Origin of the sequence: Neorhizobium sp. T6_25, assembly GCF_002968555.1 — a bacterium.
Classification (GTDB): Bacteria; Pseudomonadota; Alphaproteobacteria; order Rhizobiales; family Rhizobiaceae; genus Neorhizobium.
On sequence record NZ_PVBL01000019.1, the window covers coordinates 42010 to 66168 of the forward strand.

Below are 24159 nucleotides of genomic sequence, written 5' to 3' on the forward strand. Positions count from 1 at the left end.
GTTACCGATCATTGGGGGTCTGTATGCGTGGGATAACGAGTCTCGCGGGGCTGTTGCTCTGCCTGACATTTGGGGACGTTTCAGCTCAGACGACCTATCGCCTGCAGCCGGGAGATACGCTGCAGGTATGGATTGCCCAGGAGCCTGAGCTTACCCGCGAAGTCGTCATTGCTCCGGATGGGTGGCTGTCGTTCCCGCTCGCGGGCCATATTCAGAGCGCGGGGCTTTCCCTTTCGGAACTGGAAGCGCAACTTCTCGGGCGGCTGAAGACCTATTTCAAGGACAGCCCCAATCTCACGATCATGCTGCGTCCCAATTCCCAGAACCCGCAGCTGATCTATGTCCTCGGCGAAGTCGACAATCCCGGCGAATATGCGTATCGGGCCAACATGACCGTCCTTCATGGCATCAGTGTCGCCGGCGGCGTGTATCGCACGCCCCTGCTGGCCGCCGATCAGGACCGGTCGGTTGTGGTAAAACGCGAAGTCGAGCACTCCCAAAAACGCCTGCAAGAACTGCGGGCACGCATCACCCGCCTGGAGGCGGAAATGCGCGGAGAAAAATCCATCGGCACGGCCGAAACCCTCGCCGCCGATCCGGCCCTTGCCCAGGAACAATCGCTCCTGAATGCCCGGATGGAAACGCTCGCCATGGAGGAAAAAGCCCAGGCCCAGGCCAACCAGCTCTCGGAGCGAAACAGCCTCGCGATGCAGGAGCAGGCCGATACCCTGACGAAACGGATAGACCTGGCAAGGCGTCGCCTCCAGAGCATCAACGGGCTCGTCGCCAAGGGCGTGACCGAAGGCTCCCAGCAGATGGTCCAGGAAGGCACGGTCGCTGAACTCGAGGGACAGGTCAGCCGATTGACCTCTGAAATCGCAGTCGCCGAGCGGGCGAAAATGGCGGAGCTCGCCCGCTATGACAGCGCACGCCAGGCGCAACGGACCCAATTGCTGGTCGAACTCAATGCAGCCCAGCGCGAACAGGAGGAGGCCGCGGCGCGGCTTGCCGACAGCACGCGGATCATGACGATCTATGGCGAGAACGCCGCCTCGAACCAGCAAAGAGAGCGCCGGATGCTCGGTTATCAGATCGTGCGGACCGTCAACGGTGAAACAAGGGAGTTCGCCGCAACCGAGATGACCCCCATCCTGCCCGGCGACCTGCTGCGCGTGGCCTACAGCGATCCCGCGAACAACCGGGATGCGGGGGCGGTACAGCCAGTGGCCCATGTCGGAAGCCGTACGTCCGGGTTAACGACGAGAGCGGCTCGATAAGGGAGACTTCGTGATGACCAACGTATTTCGTACGCGAAGCAATGAGGCGACAGCATGATCAATGAACTAGGACGCAATATTCTCTATTTTATCGAGATCGCGCTCGCCAAACCTTTCTATGCCATCGTGCCCGCTCTGGTTACTCTTATGGTCGGGGCGTACTTTATTTACGCCATGCCTCGGAGCTATTATTCCGATGCGCTGCTGCTGATGGAATTCCAGCAGATACCGACAACGCTGGTATCGCCGACCGTATCGAACGACCGCCTGCTGTTCATCGAGCAACGGGTCCTCTCACGCAACAGCCTGCTGGCGTTGGCCGACAAGCATGGTCTCTATCCAAATCTGCGGGAGGGCCTGGCCAAGAACAATTTCGCGGGCGTGATACGCAACAACATCACTCTCCTGACATCGGTGACAGACGGAGCCGACCGCACCGCAAGCAATGCCTCCGTCAGGATCGGTTTTAAATATGACGATCCTGAGGTTTCCGCGAATATGGTGGCGGACCTCGTGTCGCAGGTCATCGAAGAAAACCGGCGCATCCGCACGGCGCGTGCCTCGGAAGCGACCAAGTTCCTGACGCAGGAAGTCAATAACGTCACGCAACGTCTCCGCGAGAGGGAAGGCGCCTGGACCAGATATCTCGAAGAAAACAAAGAGTCCCATCCCACCAGGATTCCAACCCTGCTAATCGAGCTTCAGGCCAAGGAAGTGGAACTCGCGACGCTCGATCGCGCGGCCATTGCGCTGAATGAGGAGATCGGGATTTATGAGGCGCAGCTGCGCATGGGCGTCGGACAGACGACAGAGACCACGCGTTTTCACGTACAGCTCCTCGATCTTGAGCGTGATTTCGCAGTGAAGTCCGTCATTTATTCGGACACCCATCCACAAATCCGTGCCATGAAGCAGCGCCTCGAGGAGATGCGGGCTCAGGTTGCACCCGCCGCACCGCGCGATGGATCGGCGACCATGCCGACGCCGGAACAGATCAAGACGCTTTCGCCCGAGCTCATGCTGATTGCTGAACGTATCGCAATGGCAAAGCCACGCCAGCAGCAGAACCTCGCGCAAAGGACTTCTCTCGTGGACCGCATCCTCCGGCTGCGGGAGATCATCTCTCATGCTCCCGAAGTTGGAGCGCAGATCGAAGCGAACGAAGCCGAGAAAGTCTCGCTGCAGCGAAACATGGACGACATGCAAGCCAAACTCGATGCCGCGCGTCTCGGCGAGCGCCTGGAGGAAGGCGATGCCGCCCAGCAGATCGAGGTGATCGAGCAGCCGGAAGTTGCCAAAATTGCTTCAGGACCGCGGCGGCTTTATTTGGCCGGCGCGGTTTGCGCCGCAGCGGCGATGGCCGCGGCTGCAGGAATTTACGCCGGACATCTGTTTGACCGAACCGTCCGCGGCACGTTTGATCTCAACAACACTCTGGCGGGAGAAACGTTGGTGGTCATTCCACGATGGAAGCCCAAGCGGCGTCTAGCCAGGGCATTCCGGAATTCCGCATTCACCAACCCAAGTCCGATGGCGGGAGGATAACATCATTCGAATCCCGCGGCACCGCCTTTAGTTGAAAATCGTATTGATGGGACAGGGCACGAATTTCATGGAAATCATCAAGAATATCTCAGCTCGAGGAAGAATGGCGGAAAGACTGGACGGCACCGGTCTCGCCGAGCTGAATGCCGGCTACCTCAACGGCTCGGTCAATGGAATCCATCCCCATGAGGAATGTCCGCCGTGGCCTGACCTCTCGCCAGTCTCTCCCACCTTTCTGTATGCAAATCGCATCATCGCTTTCGACAGCGACAGTTCGATGGCACACGCCTACGACGTCCTGCGAAATCAGCTGCTGAACGAACACAAGGACCAAGACACGCGAGTGATCTCGGTGACCGCCCCGACGCGCGGCTGCGGCACCACCGTAACCGCCATCAATCTGGCGCTGAGCTTTGCCCGCGTACCCGGATCCAATGTTTTGCTGATCGACGCGAACTCCAGGGACCCCGCAGTCGGCAATATACTCGGACTGCCGCCTCGTCCACCATTCGAAGACCCGATCCGCGGGTGGCTGACGACGGTGGATATTCGAGGCCTTCATTGCCATCTGCTGCGCGCCGCCTGGGGACCGGGCAAAATTCCACTGCCGGCTGACCTCGCCCGCATGAGGGCGCAGGTAGAATTCACGCGACAGATGCTGAAGCCGACGATCGTTCTCTTCGATCTGCCGCCGATGTTGAGTTCGGACGAGGTGATCCCGTTCGTCGACATGTCGGACACGGCCGTGATCGTACTCGCAGTCGGTAAGTCAAGGCTTCCAGAACTGGAAATCTGCCGGAGCTATCTCGGCTCCGAAAAAAGCATGCAGGTGGTCCTGAACAAGACGAAGAGGCATGGCCTTTGATGGATGTCGAACATAGCCGGCAAGACGACGCCTCCCGGCTGAAATTGGTCGTCGTCATCGTCAACTACCGGACCGCCGATCTGACCATCGATTGCCTTGCCTCCTTGAGCGTTCCGGGCACGGTTCCGGAAGGGACGCAAATCGTTGCCGTCGAGGGAGGGTCCGACGATCGTTCGGCCGAACTCATTGCGGCCGCCATAGAGGAGAACGGCTGGACGAATGCCGTATGTCTCCCGCTCGAGACCAATGGCGGCTTTGCCTACGGCAACAACCGAGGCATCGAGCATGCCACGGCGAACTTCGGCCGGCCGGACTATGTCCTGCTCCTCAATCCCGATACCATCGCCCGCCCCGGCAGCATTACCCGTCTGGTGGAATTCATGGACAGCAAGCCTGATGCCGGCATTGCCGGCAGCCGTCTGGAACATCCGGACGGGCGGGGCCAGGCCTGCGCTTTCCGCTTTCCGTCGATTGCCAATGAATTCGAAAGCGAGGCCAGGCTCGGCCCGGTCACCCGCCTGCTCGGACGCTGGCGTATCGTCCCCGACATGCCGAAGGAGCCAAGCCGGATCGACTGGGTTTCCGGGGCCAGCCTGATGATCAGGACAGAGGTCCTCGACCAGATCGGCGTGCTCGACGAGGGGTATTTCCTCTACTACGAGGAAGTCGACTTCTGTATCCGCGCAGCGCGGGCCGGATGGTCCTGCTGGCACGTGCCGCAAAGCCGCGTTATCCACCTGGTCGGTCAATCGACGGGCGTGACGCGACACGTCAAGCCGTCCAGGCGGCCAGCCTACTGGTTCGAGTCCCGGCGGCGCTACCATCTCAAGCATCATGGAGCCGCATTCTCGGTCCTTTCGGACCTAGCCTGGCTTTGCGGACACATCGCCTGGCGCATCCGCCTTCTCGCAGAAGGCAAGCCCTCAAGCGGACCGCCACATCTGCTGCAGGATTTCATTCGTCATTCAGGGCCGTTTCGCAGGGTCTGACCGCCTTCACAAATACCGACCGGTTTAAACAACTGCCGGTCGGGCCATCAGTATTTCCAACGCCGCCGCCGATCTGTTGATGTCATGCCGTTCGAGCGTCCGCCGCCGCCCCGCCTCGCCTTTGCGAAACAACTCGACATCGCTTGCGAACAGCGCCTGCCGCATTGCGCCGGTCAGCGCCTCCAGATCGCCGGCGGGAACCAGCCAGCCGTTGTCCGGTTGAACAAGCTCTGGGATACCGGCAATATAGGTCGAGATCACCGGGCGCTTCAGAGCCATGCTCTCCATCAGCACGACCGGGAGGCCTTCCGCGAAACTCGGCAGGACCAGAGCCTTGGCCCGGAGGATTTCGCTGCGCACATCGTCCTGCGAGATCGTGCCGGTCAGCACGACCGTATCGCCGAGGCCGAGCCGTTCGATTTCGTTTCCGATTTCTGCCCGAAGAGGGCCGTCGCCGACAAGGACGAGTTGGAAGCACATTCCTTCGGCCCGCAGATTTGCCGCCGCCTGCAGCAGAAGGAGATGGCCTTTCTGTTCGGACAGCCGAGCGATGCAGACAAGACGTTGGCTGGTGCCCTGCACGTCCACATCGTCGCGCAGATAGCGCTGGTCGATGCCGCAATGAACGACTTCGATCTTCCGCCAATCTCCAAGGTCGGCCCAGCGCAGCAGCTGGCTGCGCCCATAGGAACTGACGGCGACGACAAATGACGAAGCCCTGATCTTGTCGCCGAGCCCCAGCGTTTCGGGCCGATCGAATTCCTCCGGCCCGTGAACTGTAAAACTGAACTTCATGCCGCCGATCTGATGCGCCAGTGTCGCGACCGTCGCGGGGTTAGTGCCGAAGTGCACATGCAGGTGCTCGATTTCGTCCCTGCGGCACCAATCGGCCAGGATCATCGCTTCGAAGAAATATACGAGGTGGTGCAGGTAACGCCCGCCGGACGTCCTCGCGAACCGGAACGCACTTCCCAGTGCTTTCAACGAATTCCCAGGGCGGGAAAGCAGTTGGCGGGCGACGCTCGCCATGGCCCGCATCATCGGGGTGCGCAGGATATGCCTGGTACGTCGAGCTTCCCCGATGTCGTCGGGATCCTTCAGCGCGCCACGAAAGGGACGCACCGCATATCGTTCGACCCGATGCCCCCTCGCCTCCAGCGCTACAATTTCGCGCCGTATGAACGTGTGGCTCGGCGCCGGATACTGGTTGGTGAAATACGCAATCCGCATTCCACAAACATCCCTTCATCTTTGCCGATCGTCGGCAATTCCCCTTGGAACCGGTATAGCAAAAAGGGCTTCGGAGGCTCAGTGGGACAAAGAGCTTAGGGCCGCGGCATCGGCTTCCACCAAAGAGGTAAATTTACAGCCGCGATCGCAAATTCTACAAATGGAATATGGGCTTACCAGGTTGGCAGGCCGAGATCGCGACTGGCGACGACCACCAAACCAACGGCCGGGGAACAAGCACACATGGACGCAGATATCCTAATGCACCGCGGCTATACCGGGATCGGCGCGGATGTCGGCATCGTGGTGATCGGACGCAACGAAGGACAGCGTCTCATCGACTGTCTCAGTTCGCTCAAAACCCATCGCGACCGCGCGGTCTACGTGGATTCGGCCTCGTCCGACGGAAGCGCCGAGGCAGCGGCCGGCCTCTGCGCGGAGGTAGTGCCGCTGGACATGGCAATTCCCTTCACCGCGGCGCGCGCGCGCAACGCGGGTTTCGAAGCCGTCATGCGGCGCTGGCCCGAAACCGCTTTCGTGCAGTTCCTGGATGGGGACTGCGAACTCGACACCGGATGGATAGCGACAGCCACGACCTTTCTGGTCATGCGCAAGGATGTCGCGCTGGTCTTCGGACGACGGCGCGAACGGTATCCGGAACGCACCATCTTCAACGCCATGTGCGACCACGAATGGGACGGGGCGCCGGGCGAAGTTCAGGCATGCGGCGGCGATATCCTCATCAGAGCCTCCGTCCTCAAGGATCTCGGAGGTTACTCCGCCGGGCTGATCGCGGGGGAAGAGCCGGAACTTTGCGTCCGCCTGCGCGAGAGAGGCTGGAAGATCTGGCGCCTCCCTTCCGAAATGACACGCCACGATGCGGATATAAGCCGCCTGAGCCAATGGTGGCGGAGAAGCGTGCGCTGCGGGCATGCCTATGCGCAGGTGTCTCATCTCCATCGGAGATCGCCATCCCGGATATGGACGAGAAATCTCCGGCGCGCAGTTTTCTGGGGCGGCTTGCTGCCGCTGGTAGCAACCGCGGGCGCGGCTTTTCATCCCGCCGCCCTGGCGCTTCTGCTGCTCTATCCGCTTCAGCTGCTGCGCCTGGCTCGGCGCACGCGACCGGCGCTCGGGAATCCTCTGCTTTTCGCAACTTTCGACGTCCTGGGTAAATTCCCGGAAATGCAGGGCATCGCGCAGTTCTACCTAAACCGGCTGATCAATCGTCGACAGCGGATCATCGAGTATAAATAGTTCAAATCAATATGTGTCGAAGGTTCACAGCTTGCGTCCCTTCAGTGCATGCCCAACACTCGCATCTTCTTTCTACCATCCTCCGGAGAACTTTGGCTGGCCAACGGGTTCAAGCCAAGGACCTTCAGACGTCTCGTGACCTGCAGCGGAAGATTTTCCCGGTTGCCGGCGAAGTTCGGAGCAAGAATTGCGGCGCACATGGCGGAAAAAGTCCAATATATATAGGGTATGACAGAGACGCTGCTGGTTGTAATAATCACCAGGAGCATCGCGACCAGGATGCCCAAAACTGCTTTGTAGTTCAACGAATCCGAGTTATCCCCGAACGATTTACGAGCCAGCGCCGACGAAATAAAGACGAAATACAATACAAACAAAACAAGACCGACCAATCCGTAATATAGCGCGACCTGCAAATAAGTATTTACTATATCAATGATGCCTTGCCCCTGTATCATGGTCTGCATCTCTGGTTCCTTCAGGAATGAATCCGAACCAAACAGCGGATAACGTTGGATGACTATCAAGGAATTTTCGAAAAGGCTGGATCTGTAAGTTTCGCTACCCTTGTCTGCCGATCCGACAAACGGAAGCAAGTTTACGAAGCGGTCAAGAAATGGGGGATGCAGGAACAGCAAGGCAACCACCCCGGGCAAACCCGCAAGGGCAAGTCTGAAAGACCTCTTCGGGCTGGTTATGGTCAAGAACAAGATGCAGAATGCAAAGCCCAGCCACGGGCCTCGTGACACGCTCGAAAGCAGCCCGAGCACCAGTATGCCTAGCGCCGCATAACGCCAGGTACCCAGCGGGACTGGGCTTCGGAGAGCCAGGAGACAACCGGCCCCTGTCATGCAGACGAAGCCGAACGCGATCGCTTCGATAGACGTGGTTGAAGCACGCAAGAGCCCGTCTCGAAATAGATAGGCGGTTATGAGAAACACATCCCATTCCTGCACGACGACATAATAGACCCGCCAGCTTTTCGATATCTCCAGAACCCCGATGGCGCTCAGGGGCAACACGCCGACTACAAAGGCGAGGAGCGCTTTGTTCATATCAAGACTGGAGCGGATCACGCGGCTGAAGACAAAATAAGGAAGGCAGATATCGAGAAAATTGCCGGCCAGGACCCGAAGAATCGAATTGAAATCTCCCAATCTTACGGAAAGCAGCGAGGTATACGCCACGAAGACAACCACAAGAACATCCAAGCCCCGAAATTCCCGAGTGCCTCGGTCCCTCAATAACCTGACCGCAACCGGCAGGAGAATTGTAATTGCCAGCCAACGAGGAGGATCGAGCTCAATGATCTTGTTGAAGATACCGGGTATGCCGCTGGGGATAGGCACGCAGGGTGCAACAAACATCAGGACTATATAGAAAAACGCCGGCTGCCTGGAGTATCGGTGAACATAGAAGCTCACGAAAGCCAGTGCGACAGCAAAGTCAAAAAACCCCCTGGATAGAAAGGTGATGACGGTCGCCAGCAGCCAGCAATTTCGCCAAAGACGGAACTCGGCCAAGCCGATTATCGGCACCGCTATCTTCCCGCCGACATAAAGAGCAGGAGCGGTGACTATCAATACATAGACAAGAGAGCGCAGGAATTCTGGCATCTAACGTCTCTTGCCTTGCCGCAATGTTCTGAGGAACGCCTGCATATTGTATATTTTCCCCGCCACCTGCCGCTATTGAGCAAGGTATCCCGCTAGGCTGAAATGCTACTCATTCGGTTGCAGGTCACCACACGGTAAAAGGGATTTCCAGCTACTAACTTTGGAGGCGGCATACGACTAATGCGCACCTTGCTTGCGGGCGCCTTGTATTATCTCGTCATTGGCAGTGGACGGCCACGTTCCGCGACAAGCACTGCAATAGATATCCGGGCAATACGGAGGACATCTGCCGTGAACCGCCGAACGCTTCTTCAAATGCTGGCAGGTCTTGCAGCCACCGAACCTTTCAACGGCTTCTCGTCTGGGCAAGCCTCGGCCAGAGAGGATTATCCAAGCCGTTTGGGCGTGAATCTAAGCCCGATGAATTATTGGGCGACCGAGCAGGTTTTCTCCGACCTGGGCTATAACGCCTCGCGCTGGCGTGTGCAGATCAAAGGCGCGCCCTTCACATGGGACACGCCGTTGCCGCCGATGACGCCGGATGGCTACCCGTTGAACGTCCCGGCGAACTCTACGATGGAGAGTTTCCTGATTTTCTCTCGTGAACGGAGAAATCTACCTGTAAATCTCTCGGTTTATTATGACGGCAAGGGAAAACTCGGATATCGCGAAGGCGCCGAACTGGAGGCGCGTTTGCCTGGACGCGATGACGTGCGTAATCTTCGCAAGGACGCGGCCTTCACCACAATCATGATGGAAACCGATCCCTCCGACCCGGTCCGCAACATCCGTGTCTACGAACGAGGCAAAAGGCCGACACAACGATTTCGCGAGCCCTTCCTCAAGCGGTTGAAGCACATGTCTACGCTGCGCTTCATGGACTGGATGGCTACCAATAACTCGACGGTCCGCAGCTGGGATGATCGGCCGCGTGTGGGCTACTTCGGTAAATCCGATGCCGGAACGCCGCTCGAGTACATGATCGAACTGAGTAACGAGCTACAAATCGACCCTTGGTTCAACATGCCTCACCAAGCCGATGACGATTACATCCGCCGGTTTGCACAGCAGGTGAAAGACGGCCTGGACGGAAACCTGGTGGTGAATGTGGAGTATTCCAACGAAGTCTGGAATTCCGGCTTCGGCCAGGCAGAGTATGCGAAGGAAAAGGGGCTCGCGCTGGGGCTGTCGAGCAACGAGTTCGAAGCCCAACTCCGCTATTACGCCCAGCGGACAACGGAAATTCTTGCCATCTGGAAAGACGTATTTCGCGGACAGGCGCAAAGGATCGTTGGGATTTATGCCGCTCAATCCGTAAATGATTGGACCAGTGAAACGATACTATCGTGGAAGGGCGTGCGGGCGCATGCGGACGTCCTTGCCATCGCGCCCTATTTCGGCGGCGGTCTCGGGTCGCCTGAGCGAACCGAACAGGTTTCCAGATGGCCTTTGGCCCAGTTGTTCACGGAACTTGAGCGCGAGGTATTAAACGACAATCGGAAGATGATCGAGACGCAGGCTTCCGTTGCAAGGAAATATGGCGTCAAGCTTTACGCCTATGAAGGCGGACAACATCTCGTCGGACATAGTGGTGCGGAAAACAACGAGAGGATGACGAACCTCTTCATAGCGGCAAATCGTGACAGACGAATGGGTGAACTCTATCTTCTCCATCTGAATATCTGGCAGCGATCCGGTGGAGATGCTTATGCCCTATATTCTTCGATGACGGATGCGAGCAAATGGGGCAGTTGGGGGCTGTTGGAAAATGAGAGCGACAGCAATCCCAAGTGGCTGGCAATAGAGAAAATCCTCATGCGAAGGGAGCTCCAATCAGAATCGGGCTCCGTAAGGATTGCGCAATAGCAGTCTCCTGCCGGCCGTCTCGTGATGCGGCGCATATGAGCGATCCACGCCTCGGCTGAGGCAACGGATTTCTCGACGTCCTTCGCCAATCTTCGGCATCCGCCTAGCCATGCGAATTGCCTCCCTGATCTAGATCTTCCTGTTTCATCATCGCGAAGCCGGCCAGGTCGCTTCCGACGTGGATGCGCGGCACGACATCATTGCGGCAGATGCCGAACGGCGAGAGGAGTGACGTTCGGCGGAGGCAAATCTGGGTCCTTGCGCTGGCCGAACCGCTTCGACAACTCCATGCTGGGCCGCTCTATCAGCAACCAGAACATAGCGGCAAAGGCAACGCAGCAGAGCAGCGACACGACCCACCAAATGAGGACCTCCAGCGGCGAGACGGCTCCGACCATCGCGGCTACCCGAAACACCGCGCCGATAGCCAGGTTATGGGTCAGGTAGAGCGAGTAGGAGATCAGCCCCAGGAACTGCAGCCATCGCCAGTTCAGCCCGGTACTGATCCGCCCGGACATAGCCGAACCGAAAAGAACGAATGCGGCGGCCGAGCAGACCACGCCAAAGGCATTTCCCGCGGAGACGCCGGCTAGAAAGATTATCCCGGCATAGGCTCCGAAAAACGGCACCAGTTTCGGCGCCCGCCATGCCCAATAGGCCATCACGCCGAGAAGAAAGCCATACCAAAGCGGCAGGAAGAGCCCCGGCCACACGTCCGGGCCGAAGCCAAGCGGCCAGAAAAGGCTGACGACGCACGCTGCGACGACCAAAGCCGTCCTGGAACCGCGCATGCTCATCAGCAGCGCGTAGACGAGGTAGAACTGGATTTCGAGACAGAGCGTCCAGTACACAGTACTGATCGCGGGAAACTCCAGCAGGTCCTGTAGATAGAAGAGGTGAGAAACGATCTGGGCAGCGGTGAGGTCGGGCATCTGCTTTCCGGAGACCAGATATGACGACAGCGCAGCAAAGGCGATGGTCACCGCGATGGAAGCCCAATATGCCGGATCCAGTCGAAGTGATCGCCTCAGGGTGAAACGCCCGAATTCCGGAAGGGACATCGGTTTGTCGTAGAGCGAATGGGCGATGACGAAACCGCTGAGTACGAAGAATACCGCAACGCCCAGCCCGCCGTTCAACAACGCCGTCTCAACCCAGGCAGGGAAGATTTCCAGGAGGCGTTTTACGTGGCCCGCCGAAACGGCATGATAAACGACAACTCCCATCGCTGCCACGCCGCGCAGTGCGTCGACCACCGTAAAACGCCCGCCCAGCCTGTTCATCTCGCGCCCCCTTGCTGCGACAGAACCTAACAGCAACTTCCGGGGGCTGGTAGATAAGCACCCATTCCCAATTAGGGGGCTGGAACAGCGCCTCTTGGCGGCTGCGGCCGCGTCAACTCGGCCATAAGGCTAAGCATCTGTCTGGCCGAGGATGGTGTGGTTCGCAGAGCCGGTGGGAGCGGTGGCGTCGGAGACTACGATCCTGGAAAGAAGATCAACAGACGCAATCGCCAGATCTTTGTCGACGCGATCGGCCTTATGGCTCACGGGCCGGAATATCACGCTTTCCTGGCACGGCACCGACGGCATTCCGATGAAAGCATGGATCAAACACTGACCGGCTGCCTAGGGGGCAACCGGTCAGTCTACTACGCCGAAACCCGAGGCGTTCTGCTCAAGTCCGCACTATAAAATAACACAATCATAGATCGGCGATATTGCAATCAGGCCACACCTCAAGTGTAATTTTCAGACACCTAATTTAGCCAACCAAATGACAAATGAACTGACGTCCGGTTTGTGTACATCCCGCAAAACTGCGTGTGAAAAGATAGAAAACAACCTGTGATTATTAAATCTTGTTCTACCTGCAACGTTTGAGAGAACCTAATCCTTTTGATTGAGTTGATGTCTCTTGCAGATAAAGGAATAATACTTCTGCCAAACAGACTGCTGAAGGCTCGAACGGGAAAAACGGTCGGGCCTTCTCCTTTTGGTGAACCTGACATTTGTCAACGCTCGTGGTGTTATGTTGTTCGAGGCGTCCTGTCAGCCTCGAGTATTTCCCGTCTTGCGGACGCCCTCGCTGTTTCATCGGCGAGGGTTTCTTTTAGGGAGCAAGCGAGGAAAGCCAGCCCGCCGCCCATCTCCGGAGCGCAGGCTGGAAGCCTGTAAAGGCGAATGGCTTCGCGGGGACGCGTTGAAGACAGCGGCGAGCCTACGCCTTAAGAGGTAGCCCCCTGGCGTAGGCTCGAGCAGATGGGGCTTATCAGCGCTCGGTGAACGCCCTCGACATGCTGTCCACAATCGGCTTGACCAGATAGCTGAAGAACGTTCTGACCGCAGTCTGGATCATGATTTCCGCCGGCATGCCGGGTTGCGGAGTAAACCCCTTGATGCGGGCGATCTCGTCGGACGAGATATTGATGCGCGCGACATAGACGTCGTGGTTTGTGAGGCCCGCCCGGCTATCCTCCATTGCATCCGCCGAGACATAGAACACCTCGCCCTCCAGGACCGGGGTCGTGCGCTGGTTCAATGCGATGAGGCGGACCGTGGCTTTCTGGCCGACTTTGACGCTGTCGATCTCGTTGCGAGGCACCTTTGCCTCGATGATCAACGGTACGCCGGCAGGCAGAATCTCCATGATCCCCTTGCCGCTTTCGATAACGCCACCGGTCGTATGGTAGTATGTCCGCACGACGGTGCCTGACACCGGAGCAAGGATCGTCGCGCGGCGCAGAACGTCGTCGGCTTCGCGGGATTGTTCACGCGAAGTATCACGCTCGCCCTGGATCGATTGCAGGCGGTCGAGCGCTTCCTCCCGATATGTCTCCTCGGCCCGCATGATCTCCTGCTGCCCCTTCAGGAGCTGGGCCCCGGTTTCCGATACCTCCGCCTCCAGCCGGCCGATCTGCCCTTCGGCATCGGCGATCGCCCGCTGAAGCGCTCTGACCTCGGTTGCCCGCAGCAATCCCTTGGTCAACAGAACCCGCTTGATATCGTATTCCTCCTTGAGCATCGCAAGCTGGCGAGACATGGCCTCGCGGTGCCGGGTGTAACCTTCGCTGCGGAACTCCAATGCTTTCATGTTCTGCTTCAGCAGTGAAAGCTCGGTCGCCAGCTTCATGCGCTGGGCCTTGAAGTTGAGCTGTTGGGTGAGGATGATCGCGGAAACATCCGGATCATCCCTGAAATCGTTCAGGTATGACGAAATCGTCATGGAGTCTGCGGCCTCGGACTGAGCGGTAAGCCGGGCGGCCGTTGCTTCCAGCCTGACACGTCTGAGGAAAAATTCCCGTTTCTTGGCCTGCGATGCAGTCTCCTCAAGCCTGACCACCGGCTGGTTCTCGACAACCTGGTCGCCCTCGCTGACCAGCAGCTCCCGGATGATGCCGCCCTCGAAATGCTGCACGATCTTGTTGCGGCCGGTTGCGACGAAACTGCCCTGGGCGATGACGGCCGCCGCAAGCGGAGCCGTCGCAGCCCAGGTGCCGAAACCGCCAAACGCTATGGCCGTCAGCGCCAGACCGGTCACGGTCTGTTTCCAGACTGACCGGGGAACTTCCGAGTACCATTCGAGATCGTGTACCTTGGCAACAGCAGACATGCGTAACCCCTATTGCAACAGATGGCCGAATGAACCGGTATTGATATCGATGCCGCGGGCCTCGATGGCCTTCAGCACATCCGCCCGCATCCCGAACAGCGCGACGGTGCCGTTTACCAGCAGAAGAACCTTGTCGACGTTGCTGAGGAGGGCCGGACGTTGCGTGATCGTCGCGACGGTGATCTTGTGTTCCTTGGCATGCTGAAGTGCATGGAGCAGCGCCGCATCACCCGCATTGTCGAGATTGGAATTCGGCTCGTCCAACACCACCATCCTCGGATCGCCGAAGAATGCCCGGGCGAGCGCGATACGCTGCTTCTGGCCGCCCGAAAGGGGAGAGCCGTCCGCCGCGACCACGGTTTCGTATCCGTGGGGCAGGCTGGCGATCATCTCATGAACATCGGCCAGCATCGCGGCTCGGTAAATCTGCTCGTCGTCCGCATCCTGCCGCATGCGGGCGATATTGGCTTTGATCGTGCCCGGGAAGAGCTGCACGTCCTGCGGCAGGTAGCCTATGTTTTCGCCGAACTGCCGTTGGTCCCAGTTCCTCAGGTCCATCAGATCCAGACGAACGCTGCCCGAGGTCGGCAGGATCGATCCGACAAGCATTTTTCCAAGAGTGGTCTTGCCGGCGCCGGAATTGCCGATGATCGCGAGCGAATCTCCGGGCTGCAGGGCAAATGAAACGCCGTTCAGCACGACACGCTTGGTTCCCTGCGGCACGTAAAGGAGGCGTTCGACATCCAGGCGCCCCTCAGGCTTCGGCAGGTTCAGGCGGTCGAAATTCAAGGGCGAGGACTTCAGGAGCGCCGTTATTCGCCCGTAGGCCGCACGGGACTGGCTGTATTGGCTCCATCCTTCGATGGCGCCTTCGATCGGCGCCAGCGCGCGACCCGCAATGATGGACGCCGCAATCACCATGCCTCCGGTGATCTGCCCTTCGATCGACAGGTAGGCGCCCCAGCCGAGCATCGCGATCTGCGTCAGAAGACGGCAGGCCTTGGATATGGCCGCGATGGTGATATTCCGGTCCTGGGCAATCACCTGCGACTTCAGCGAAGAGGCGGTATCCTTACCCCAGATCTGTACCGTCTCGGGGATCATGGCGAGCGCATTAATAATCTGCGAATTACGCGACATCGATTCCAGATGAAGATTGGCCTTTATCTGCGCCGTATTGGCTTCGGCAAACGGCTCGGCCGTCATGCGCTGGTTGATCTGGGTGAAAACAAGCAGCATGAGGGCTGTCAGGACTACGATCAGGCCCAGATGCGGATGGATGAGGAAGACCGCCACCACGAAGAGAGGGGCTATCGGCGCGTCGAGGAATGAGAGCAAGGTCCTGGAAACGAGGAACGAACGGACCTGTTGAAGATCGCCGAGCACCTGATATTCGCGGCCATTGCTTTGAAGCGAGGCGCGGGCGGCCGCGCTCAGGATCGGGGCCCCGAGCTGCGCCGCGATTTCCACCGCGGTCCGCATCAGGATGAACCGCCGAAGCGCATCGAAAGCAGCCTGCAGGATGACGGCACCGACGATCACGATCGTCAACATCATCAGGGTGTCGAGAGAGCGGCTGGTCAGCACCCGGTCCGATATCTGGAACAGGTAGATCGGGATCGCAAGCACCAGGATATTGCTGGCGATGGTGAACAGCATGACGACCGCTAGGTTCCGCCGCACGGCGTTGACGCCGGCCCTCAGGCTAGCCGAGAAGTCGACGGGGGCGAGACGCTTGTGAAACGTTCCATCGCCGCCGCGGCCGCCGCCGGTCGACGGCGATTTTCCGAAGACCTTTGCTTCGCTCCGCAAGGGTCCCGTGTCGGCATCGATCGTGATCATGCCTTCCGGCGCCTTTGCCTCCGTCGCTTCCCGCACAGTGGGCTTCGGCTCGACTTCAATGATCCTGTCACTGGCAGGCATGGGCAGAATATCGGCTCCAGAGGAGTTTTCATTCAGCCGGGATGGGTTCTGCGATGCGTTTCTGGGTTCCAGTCTGGATATCGTTGCTGAAGGGGCTGCGCCACCGGGTGACAGTTTCAGGCATTCGTCCACAGCGCGCTCCAATTTTTCATAGATATCCTCACCGGCAAGTTGCTGACTTTCATCGTGATCGTGGGCCAGATCGGCCCTTTTTTGGACATCCGACATGTTTCCCCCCATTATCCGAGCACATGCTGTAGTCCGTCATCCTGATACTGGCCGTCGGGATCTACAGGCACGCCGAAGCCGAGCTCGGTCGGATCGGCTTCCAGCATGGAATCGTCGAGAAATGCCACCGCTTCGTTGACCAGTGCGTCGGGATCGTGCGCGGCCCATTCCGGACTGCTCGAAATCAATCCCGATTGAAAAAGTGTTTCCTGGGAGTATTGCTCGCCGCCCACATAGGTAATGCCGAGAGAATCCAGGTCGGCGATCGCCGCGTTGTTGATGAGCGCATTTCCCCCGGTCGAGATCGACCACGTTGCGTCCGCGTGGGGATTGAGGGCATTCAGCGCCAAGGCGATCTGGTCGCTGTCGCCGACGATGTTGGTCTGGCTGATATACTGGATATTCAGCAAGTCACCGCTGATATAAAGAACGCGCAGTCCGCCTGTTCCCGCAAACGCCGGGTCGGTCAGAATGCCCTGGGAAATATCTCTTCCGCCGGCGGCAAAATCGTTGGCCGCATCCAGATAGGCCGAAGGCAGAGTGCTAAAGCGGTCGGCGCCGCCGATATTGTAGATATGAGCTTGGTTCCAGAGCAGATTTCCGCCACTGGATATCGTGCCCTCGCCGGTCGTCCCGAAACCCGTAACCACCCCGACGACGTCGTTATCGAACAATATGTTCGTCTGATGGATGATATTGGCATCGTACAGATTGCCGCCAATCAGGATCAGATCATAGGCCTGGCTGAGCTCGTAGATCGAGACCTGGTTGACGCCGGTATTGTCGCCGGCGATGACCCTGGTCGTGGCGCCGGAAGACGACAGGATGCCGATGTCGTTGTCGGACATGAAAATGTACTGTTCCAGCCAGTTGGCGATCAGCAGATCGCCATGGATCTCTGTGACCGCCCAGCTTGCGGGATAACCGCCGCCGGCATTTGCCGGAGCGTTGCCGCCCTCCAGCGGATCGACCCTCTGGAATGTCGCAATATTGAATATTTCATCCGGCGCGCCATCGTTCGTCCAGCCGCTGATGGCCGAGGTGATCGCGTCCGTATTCTGGATGACGTTCACCTGGATGACTGCGTTGATCTCGAAGTGATTGCCAGCGACCGCGGTTACAGTCGCGCCGGTCCAGATATTCTTGAGAACAGCATCATTGACGACGGTATTGTTGCCGCCGACCAATTCGACCGAGGCTTCCACCTCGACCGATCCATCCGCATAGACGTGGACGTTGGATGGCTGAGCATCATCCTCCGCATCGGCTTCATCACCAGCGTCGGCGGCATCATCTGCTTCATCTTCGTCCTCACTGAAGGAATGATGGTCCTCCAGCTTCGGTGCCTCATCGACGAGCACGCCGTTGACGTGAGTGCCCACGATCGTGGTGGACTGATAGAAAAAAGGCTCCATGGGTCCGTCGGACTCGGCCGCAAGGGCCTCCAGCTGGCTGGCAACGGTCTCGATGATCTGGATAAGGTCGTCCGAGGACTTCGGCATTTCGAGATCGCCGATAGGGGCATCCGCAAGGGCATCCTTGGCCGTCTGCAGCAGCTCGCCGTTATCGACCGGCGTGGGATTGAACGTCAGGCCATGTCCACCGACGCCGAAGCTGTCGTTGTCGGAAAGCGACGCGACCTGAACGATGAAGTTCGCAACCGAGCCGGGAGGCTGTATCTCCCAGGTGAAGGATTTGCCGCTTGCGTAGAACGGGTACTCGTACTGCGGCATCTCGTGCCGACCGTAAAACGTCTTGGTTTCCATCGTGGGAATCGGCGGATGATCGTATCGGCCCACGAAATGGGGATGCCAGATCGGTGTGAAACTGGCAGGCGCCCTGTAGACCACGCCCGGATCGAAGCCGAGCAGATCGTAAGGCGCCTCGAAATTGGAGCGGATCACCGCTGATGTCGGGATGAATTGTTCGGGCGTGTCGAGCGAGAAGTCCTGGTAACTATCCCGCAGGCGCGCATCCTCGACGTTCGTGTGGAAGAGGCCGATGAAATGAGCGATTTCCTCGGTGATTGTGTCCATCGTCGTCATGACCGCTGCCTTTGTATTGGCATGCCTGCATCACATCACAGGTCGTTCGGAATGAGGGACTGCGCAGGGTGTCTGCGCAGTCCACGACGTGAAGTCTCTGCCTAAAGCAGGGAGCTGTGTCGCTTAGACGCCATCTTCGGTGTCGTCGCCGGCCACCGTGCTGGAAAGGTTCCCGCCGACGATCGTCATATCGATCGCGTTCTGCTGCAGGTTCGCGCCCATCACGATTTCCTGGTTGAAGGCGTGAGTTTCGATGACGGCATCGGACGATGCTGAACTCGTCCCGGTCACGAAACCATCGTCACCGTTGCTCGAGCCCCAGGTACCGCCATCGCCGCCGGCTGCGCCGTCACCGGTGGTGGCCCAGCCACCTGCGCCGCCGGCTGCGCCGGCTCCGCCGAATGCCCATCCACCGACGGCTCCGCCGCCGGTACCATCGGCCCATGCGCCACTGAGTGCCCCGCCGCCTTCGCCAGCCCCGGATGTTGCGTCACCACCGGTAGCATCACCGCTGGTTGCCGCACCGGTTGCCGCTGTGCCACCGGTACCGCTACCGCCGGCTGCGCCGTCACCGCCCAAACCGGCACCAAGACCGGCGCCGAAGCCGGCACCGAGACCGGCACCAAGGGCACCGCCGCCATCACCGCCATTACCGGCATCCGAAGCTTCGCCGCCACTGCCACCTTCGGAGTCGCCGTCGCCGCCTTCGCTATCTCCGCCGTTACCGGCGTCTTCGCCGTCGCCGCCGTCGTTTTCAACGAAGATCGGGTTGATGAAGCCGAGGCTTCCGCCGACGAGAGCTCCCGCATCGCCGCCTTCGGAATCGCCACCGTCACCGCCTTCGTCGGCGTCGCCGCCATCCGCGTCGCCGGCGTCGCCACCGTCGCCGGCAGTGTTGCTGCCGCCGCTATCGCCGTCACCGGCAAATGCAAGCCCTGCGCCAAGGCCGAGACCCAGGCCAAGACCCAGACCGAGGCCGTCGCCGCCACGCCCGCCATCGCCGCCAGTGCCGTTGCCACCGCTGGCATCGCCGCTGTCGGCGTCGCTGTCGCCGTCGCCGCCGTCGGCATCGCCGCCGTCGCCTTCACCGCCAATTGCAGCGCTTGCGGCCAGGCCACCGAGGCCGTCGCCGCCAAGTGCGAACCCGCCGAGCGCCGTGCCTCCGTTGCCGCCGTCACCGCCGTCGGCATCCGCGTTGCTTCCGCCGTCACCGCCGCCGCCGCCGGCATTGATCCCTTCGGAGGCGATCGCAAAACCACCCTCGGCGGTAGGATTCATTTCGAACGAGCCGTCATTGCTGACGCTGGCGCTTTCGAGCTTGTCGTTGTCCTGGAGGTTGGCGACCTGGCTGAAGACATTGCCGACATCATTGCCTTCGCCGTTAAGCGAGTCATTGAGCACATCATCGATGCGGATGTTGAACATCCCGTCGATGGAACTGTCCGTCATATCGATGTCTGCAAAGTCGTCGTCCGACGGCAGGTATTCTTCAAGGTTGACACCGACATCGACCGTGACAGTGGTCTCGTTGACGTTTGCGTTGAAGTTACCGTTGCCATTGAGGTTCAGGCTGCCGTTACCGTTGAGGTTCAGGTTGCCGTTACCATTCCCGTTGCCGTTGAGGTTCGTCGAATCGCTCGTCTGGCTCTGGCTTTGGTCGCTGGCCTGTTGTTGTTGCTGCTGCTGCTGTTCCTGCTGTTGCTGCTGCTGCTCCTGGCTATCAGGATCGTCGACCAAGGTGTCGAACACGCTGCGTTTATCTACCATCACACAGTCCTCTTAATGACTGCGACAGCGTGACCGCCATTCATCTTTTTGGGGGTCTTTGCTCGTCGCGGTTGAAATGAGTCATTTGCCTCTGGCGACAAGGCGCGCGTCAACGCGACCGTTCGCCGGTCTTTCTCTCGTGATGTCTGATTTTTTTCCTCTCCCCTACGTTTCCCGAGAGACTTGGAATGAGCGGCGCGTGGTTCGCATACTCACTACATTTTGCACCGACGAGCATTCTTCAGCGCTCGTTCTTCCAGTGCTTCGGGATGGGAGCACTGTGTCCTGAATGAGCAGAAGAAATAAGGTGATATTTCGATCTAGCGCAACCTGATGAATACTATGTGAGCATAGTTAGATGGGCTAAACGGTCTAACCAAGAAGACGTATACCATATCGGCGCAAAACTACCCTTATGTATGCAGCAACTCATTCACAACAGGAGGAAACGTTGCCTGATCATGGTCCGTTCCCCTGGAAACGACCTTGAAGGCTCTAATCCGTGGCCGATTCGATCTATTTCATAAATCCTTCGGTCTATTCCCAGCATCCGGCTCTTGGTTTACCGTTCCCTAATAAGACTTCGGAGCACCACTTTGCGTGTACTTTCGATCAACGACGGGAGGGGGACGTTTCCATGCAAATTCCGCATGGTATTTCGCAACATGCCGGCTTGGATCTGGCAACAAACGCCTTGAAGAGAATGAATGCGATCCGGACACTCCTCTTCATCTGCTCACCCGGGACAATCTCCACCGCAATGACGGCGGCCATCGAAAGCGAGTTTCCATGGCTCTCCGTTAGGACGGTCCCCGACCTGAAACTGGCGTCGGTGGAATTCGACAATCCGGTCCAGCTCGTGCTGGCGGACGTCCGCCTTGCCTCTGCTCTCGCCGAGTACTGGCCGGAGCTCGCCAGGCACCATCCTGCTGCGACCCTTGCGTTGATGGGGACCGACGATGGCGAGATAGCCTCCGATCATCGAAGGGCGAAAGAGCTCGACATCGTCCAGGGTATCCTGCCGTTCAACGTCAATCTCGACGTCTTCCTGTCAGGCCTGCGGATCATATTGAAGGGCGGCACATATTTCCCTTCGACAGGTTATCGGACACAGAGAAGTGCACCTCTCGAAGGGGAAGAGCCGGCGGATCTCAAGCCAGCCTTTTATCAAGCCGGCAAGCCGGCGATCGAAAAGCTGACAAAACGCGAGAACGAAATTCTTGTCAGGATGGCCATGGGCAATCAGAACAAGATCATCGCGGCCGCGCTGGGTCTATCCGAACATACCGTGAAGATTCATATCCACAACATCATCACCAAACTCGGCGTGCATAACAGAACGGAAGTCGTCGCTCTCTATTTCGAATATAGACGCAAGGATACGACCGACAATGCAGGCGACACGAACCGCGGTCAGGACGGCCGCTCCATCTCAGGCGACAAGTACTAGGCTCCAGGACATCCTGCTCCTGATCGGACAGCTGAACTATACCTGGACCAATACCGAAAGCCTGCTGATCCACATGATCGCAGGCCTTGCCAAGGTGGACAAGGAAACGGCGATCGTCATCTTCCTGACCTTGAATACGACCCGGGCCCGGGTCGATCTCGTGGAACGGCTGACCAAGATGCGCAAGACCGCGCCGGCCTGCCGCAAGGAAATCCTGGAGACCACTCGCCGTCTTTCTGACGAAGCCAAGCTTCGCAACAAATACAATCACTGCATTTATTCTTTCGATCCCGACAGCGGTCGCAACGTCACGCAATCGATGCGGATCTTCGAAAGCAGGGACGAGATCAAATACGGAAAGATCGAGGAACTCGACGCGCGCGAGATCGGCCGGATCCGTGAAAGCATCAATTCGCTCGTCGCGATCAACAAGATGTTCTGGGACATCACCGAACGTTACGGCTTCCCCACCTAAAGCTCAGCAAGGCCTTACCCGAGGCCCGATACCGCTATGCCGGGCAGGAAGCCGTTGAGCGCATCGGCCAGCGTGACGATCGATATGAGATGGCCGGCATCGTCGGTGATGGAAATCGCCTGCAAAGCCAGGGCTTCACCCTGCTGAATATGCTCGACGACAATGTCTCTCATTCCGGAGATCACTTCGGCCGTGGCTCTCTCGATATCGAGGAAGTCGAGGCCTTCGGTATCGGGAATAAAACCGTCTTTCAGATCGACATTCAGGAAATATCTCACCATGGAACCCAACCTCCCGGGGATAGCGTGGCGGCCACTTGAAACTGCGAATCCAACCGTGGCAGAAGCGGCGCCGACAACCTCCCAGCGTCTACTCCCACATCTCCCGATCTGCGATTAGGCTCAATCAGAACATTAGCAGATATATAAATTACTCATCGTCCCGGTCAATCGGGAATTGGTAGTCCACCGTGGAAATAGGGCTTTAAACCTTCGCAACCCACCGGCTTTGCAGGTGATCACTTAGGTTCAATCGCGTGCCTTTCCGTAAGCCATCGCCTTGCCGCATGCATATTGACGCTCGCCCAATCATGGTTCAACGCCGAAATAAATAAGCTGTCATTTTGGAGGATTATTTCCTGAAGATATCGCTGCAGCTCTGAAGCATCTCCGTCGAATTCTACCAGCCATGCAGTTCCGGATAACTTGCAGGTTATCAGCGTCTGAATCTTTTTCCGCGCCCGATTGTATGATTCAACCTTCTCGAATTCCAATATAACCAGAAACACTGCCATGCATCGCACCTCCAGGCGGGAGGAAACAAATATTGATGGGCAAAGTTCCTTTCAGAAAATTCGGAAGTATCTTTCTCAAGGGAATACCGCCTTCAGGTGCGGGCTTGCACCACATCGGAGCGCTCTGTGAAACCTTGGAGCGAGCTGATCTCGACCTCAGGCAGCGTCGGCAAGACCACCACCTCCGGATATTTGTCCAGGTCGTGGAACGCTAGGCAGCGGGGACATGGCATTTCGACCGCGCCACAGCCGCAGCATCGGGTCCCGGTATACGGCTTGGCCGGATGAGCTTCGCAAACCCAGCCCGTGTCCTTGCAGTCGCTGCACCTGAACATGAGCGAAATCCTCTCTGATCCGCAGGATCGTAGGATAACACGCGCATGAGTCGCGGGCAGTTGCGCCAAATGAGCTATATCCATAGGCCTATCGGCGTAGTGGGCCGGTGGAGGAAACAGACCGCTTTAAGGCGGGGGCGCACTATCGAGATTCGCGACCCCTCGACTATGGCGCCTAAGTCCGGGAGGAGCGCGCTCAAAATATCATCCAGTTGATCACGATCCCGATCCACGGCATAACCGACCGGAACAGCCGGGACGCTTGAGATGGATGAAAAGTTCGACATCGGTGCACGCCTCAACGCCATGCGCGCGGCCGCCGGCCTTTCGCAGCGTCAGCTCGCCGAAAGGGCGGGTGTCCCGCACGCGCAAATATCGAACGTGGAAACCAACAAGGTCAGCCCGTCCGTCTCGACGCTCCGCAAGATCCTGAACGGCCTCGGCGTCGGCATGGGCGATTTTTTCGAGCCGGAACGCAGCCCGCCGAAAGGCCCGTTCTTCTCGGCACATGAACTGGTCGACCTGACTTCAAAGGTTGCCGCATCGCCGATTGCAGGCGGTGACGGCACGCTGATCTTCCGCCAGATCGGCGATGCACGGGCGCATAACCTGCAGATTCTCCACGAGATCTACGGCCCCCGAGCGGACACCGGCGAAACACGGCTGCAGCACGCATCCTCGGAAGGTGGCTATGTGGTCGAGGGCGAGCTGGAAGTGACGGTCGGCGACGACGTCCGCGTCCTCAAAGCCGGCGAGGCCTACCTCTTCGACAGCCGCATTCCTCACCGGTTCCGCAACCTCTCGGACCGGCAGACGATCGTCATCTCGGCCTGCTCGCCGCCCTATCTCTGATTTTCCGAATGTCTCTTGCTCAAAATAATGAGCA

At 58.6% G+C, this 24159-nt stretch carries 18 protein-coding genes and 1 pseudogene; 9 read left to right on the forward strand and 10 right to left on the reverse strand.

The annotated features are described in order from the left end of the window. Nucleotides 1-23 precede the first annotated feature (23 nt). From C5L10_RS22400 to C5L10_RS22415, 4 genes are all read left to right on the forward strand, one after another. The gene (locus C5L10_RS22400; RefSeq protein ID WP_105431461.1) at nucleotides 24-1277 is read left to right on the forward strand and encodes a polysaccharide biosynthesis/export family protein; all 1254 of its coding nucleotides are present in this window, start codon (nucleotides 24-26) and stop codon (nucleotides 1275-1277) included. Nucleotides 1278-1331: 54 nt separating this feature from the next. Then, a complete protein-coding gene (locus C5L10_RS22405; RefSeq protein WP_105431462.1) occupies nucleotides 1332-2822 on the forward strand; it encodes a hypothetical protein in 1491 nt (496 codons plus the stop codon). 103 nt (nucleotides 2823-2925) lie between these two features. Continuing rightward, nucleotides 2926-3687 (forward strand): CpsD/CapB family tyrosine-protein kinase, encoded by a 762-nt coding sequence (locus tag C5L10_RS22410; RefSeq protein ID WP_172717119.1) that lies wholly within the window; start codon nucleotides 2926-2928, stop codon nucleotides 3685-3687. Next, nucleotides 3687-4676 (forward strand): glycosyltransferase family 2 protein, encoded by a 990-nt coding sequence (locus C5L10_RS22415; RefSeq protein WP_105431464.1) that lies wholly within the window; start codon nucleotides 3687-3689, stop codon nucleotides 4674-4676. The genes C5L10_RS22410 and C5L10_RS22415 overlap by 1 nt, the downstream gene beginning before the upstream one ends. Before the next feature lie 24 nt (nucleotides 4677-4700). Here C5L10_RS22415 and C5L10_RS22420 read toward each other — a convergent pair whose 3' ends face one another. After that, nucleotides 4701-5906, reverse strand: a complete 1206-nt coding sequence (locus C5L10_RS22420; protein WP_105431465.1) for a glycosyltransferase — start codon at nucleotides 5904-5906, stop codon at nucleotides 4701-4703. Nucleotides 5907-6149: 243 nt separating this feature from the next. Here C5L10_RS22420 and C5L10_RS22425 point away from each other — a divergent pair, with 243 nt between their 5' ends. Continuing rightward, nucleotides 6150-7163, forward strand: a complete 1014-nt coding sequence (locus C5L10_RS22425; RefSeq protein WP_205837083.1) for a glycosyltransferase family 2 protein — start codon at nucleotides 6150-6152, stop codon at nucleotides 7161-7163. 41 nt (nucleotides 7164-7204) lie between these two features. On the opposite strand, the gene C5L10_RS22430 is transcribed toward C5L10_RS22425, so the two are convergent. Next, nucleotides 7205-8779: an O-antigen ligase gene (locus C5L10_RS22430; protein WP_105431466.1), complete on the reverse strand. Its 1575-nt coding sequence runs from the start codon at nucleotides 8777-8779 to the stop codon at nucleotides 7205-7207. A 291-nt stretch (nucleotides 8780-9070) separates the two neighbouring features. On the opposite strand from C5L10_RS22430, the gene C5L10_RS22435 reads away from it, so the two are divergent. Further along, complete coding sequence (locus C5L10_RS22435; RefSeq protein WP_245448117.1) at nucleotides 9071-10645, forward strand: hypothetical protein; 1575 nt, start codon at nucleotides 9071-9073, stop codon at nucleotides 10643-10645. A gap of 8 nt (nucleotides 10646-10653) precedes the next feature. On the opposite strand, the pseudogene C5L10_RS22440 reads toward C5L10_RS22435, so the two are convergent. The 6 genes and pseudogenes from C5L10_RS22440 to C5L10_RS22470 all read right to left on the reverse strand — a co-directional run. Next, nucleotides 10654-10767, reverse strand: a pseudogene (locus C5L10_RS22440) (IS5/IS1182 family transposase); the annotation flags it as partial. Nucleotides 10768-10842: 75 nt separating this feature from the next. Next, the gene (locus C5L10_RS22445; RefSeq protein ID WP_105431468.1) at nucleotides 10843-11928 is read right to left on the reverse strand and encodes an acyltransferase; all 1086 of its coding nucleotides are present in this window, start codon (nucleotides 11926-11928) and stop codon (nucleotides 10843-10845) included. 988 nt (nucleotides 11929-12916) lie between these two features. Beyond that, nucleotides 12917-14257, reverse strand: a complete 1341-nt coding sequence (locus tag C5L10_RS22455; protein WP_105431470.1) for an HlyD family type I secretion periplasmic adaptor subunit — start codon at nucleotides 14255-14257, stop codon at nucleotides 12917-12919. 9 nt (nucleotides 14258-14266) lie between these two features. Next, nucleotides 14267-16408: a type I secretion system permease/ATPase gene (locus C5L10_RS22460; protein ID WP_105431471.1), complete on the reverse strand. Its 2142-nt coding sequence runs from the start codon at nucleotides 16406-16408 to the stop codon at nucleotides 14267-14269. 11 nt (nucleotides 16409-16419) lie between these two features. Further along, nucleotides 16420-18453 (reverse strand): hypothetical protein, encoded by a 2034-nt coding sequence (locus C5L10_RS22465; RefSeq protein WP_105431472.1) that lies wholly within the window; start codon nucleotides 18451-18453, stop codon nucleotides 16420-16422. A 123-nt stretch (nucleotides 18454-18576) separates the two neighbouring features. Next, complete coding sequence (locus C5L10_RS22470; RefSeq protein ID WP_105431473.1) at nucleotides 18577-20220, reverse strand: hypothetical protein; 1644 nt, start codon at nucleotides 20218-20220, stop codon at nucleotides 18577-18579. Nucleotides 20221-20722: 502 nt separating this feature from the next. On the opposite strand from C5L10_RS22470, the gene C5L10_RS22475 reads away from it, so the two are divergent. Both C5L10_RS22475 and C5L10_RS22480 read left to right on the forward strand, forming a co-directional pair. Continuing rightward, the gene (locus C5L10_RS22475) at nucleotides 20723-21670 is read left to right on the forward strand and encodes a response regulator transcription factor (RefSeq protein ID WP_172717120.1); all 948 of its coding nucleotides are present in this window, start codon (nucleotides 20723-20725) and stop codon (nucleotides 21668-21670) included. Then, nucleotides 21612-22145, forward strand: coding sequence for a hypothetical protein (locus tag C5L10_RS22480; protein ID WP_105431475.1), 534 nt, complete (start codon nucleotides 21612-21614; stop codon nucleotides 22143-22145). The genes C5L10_RS22475 and C5L10_RS22480 overlap by 59 nt, the downstream gene beginning before the upstream one ends. Before the next feature lie 14 nt (nucleotides 22146-22159). On the opposite strand, the gene C5L10_RS22485 is transcribed toward C5L10_RS22480, so the two are convergent. Both C5L10_RS22485 and C5L10_RS22490 read right to left on the reverse strand, forming a co-directional pair. Then, nucleotides 22160-22426, reverse strand: a complete 267-nt coding sequence (locus tag C5L10_RS22485; protein ID WP_105431476.1) for a hypothetical protein — start codon at nucleotides 22424-22426, stop codon at nucleotides 22160-22162. A gap of 236 nt (nucleotides 22427-22662) precedes the next feature. Beyond that, nucleotides 22663-22938 carry a hypothetical protein gene (locus tag C5L10_RS22490; protein WP_105431477.1) on the reverse strand — a complete coding sequence of 92 codons (276 nt, stop codon included), beginning with the start codon at nucleotides 22936-22938 and terminating at the stop codon, nucleotides 22663-22665. A 602-nt stretch (nucleotides 22939-23540) separates the two neighbouring features. Between C5L10_RS22490 and C5L10_RS22500 the strand changes: the two genes are divergently transcribed. Then, on the forward strand, nucleotides 23541-24125 hold the full coding sequence (locus C5L10_RS22500) for a cupin domain-containing protein (protein ID WP_105431479.1): 585 nt from the start codon (nucleotides 23541-23543) through the stop codon (nucleotides 24123-24125). Nucleotides 24126-24159: the final 34 nt, after the last annotated feature.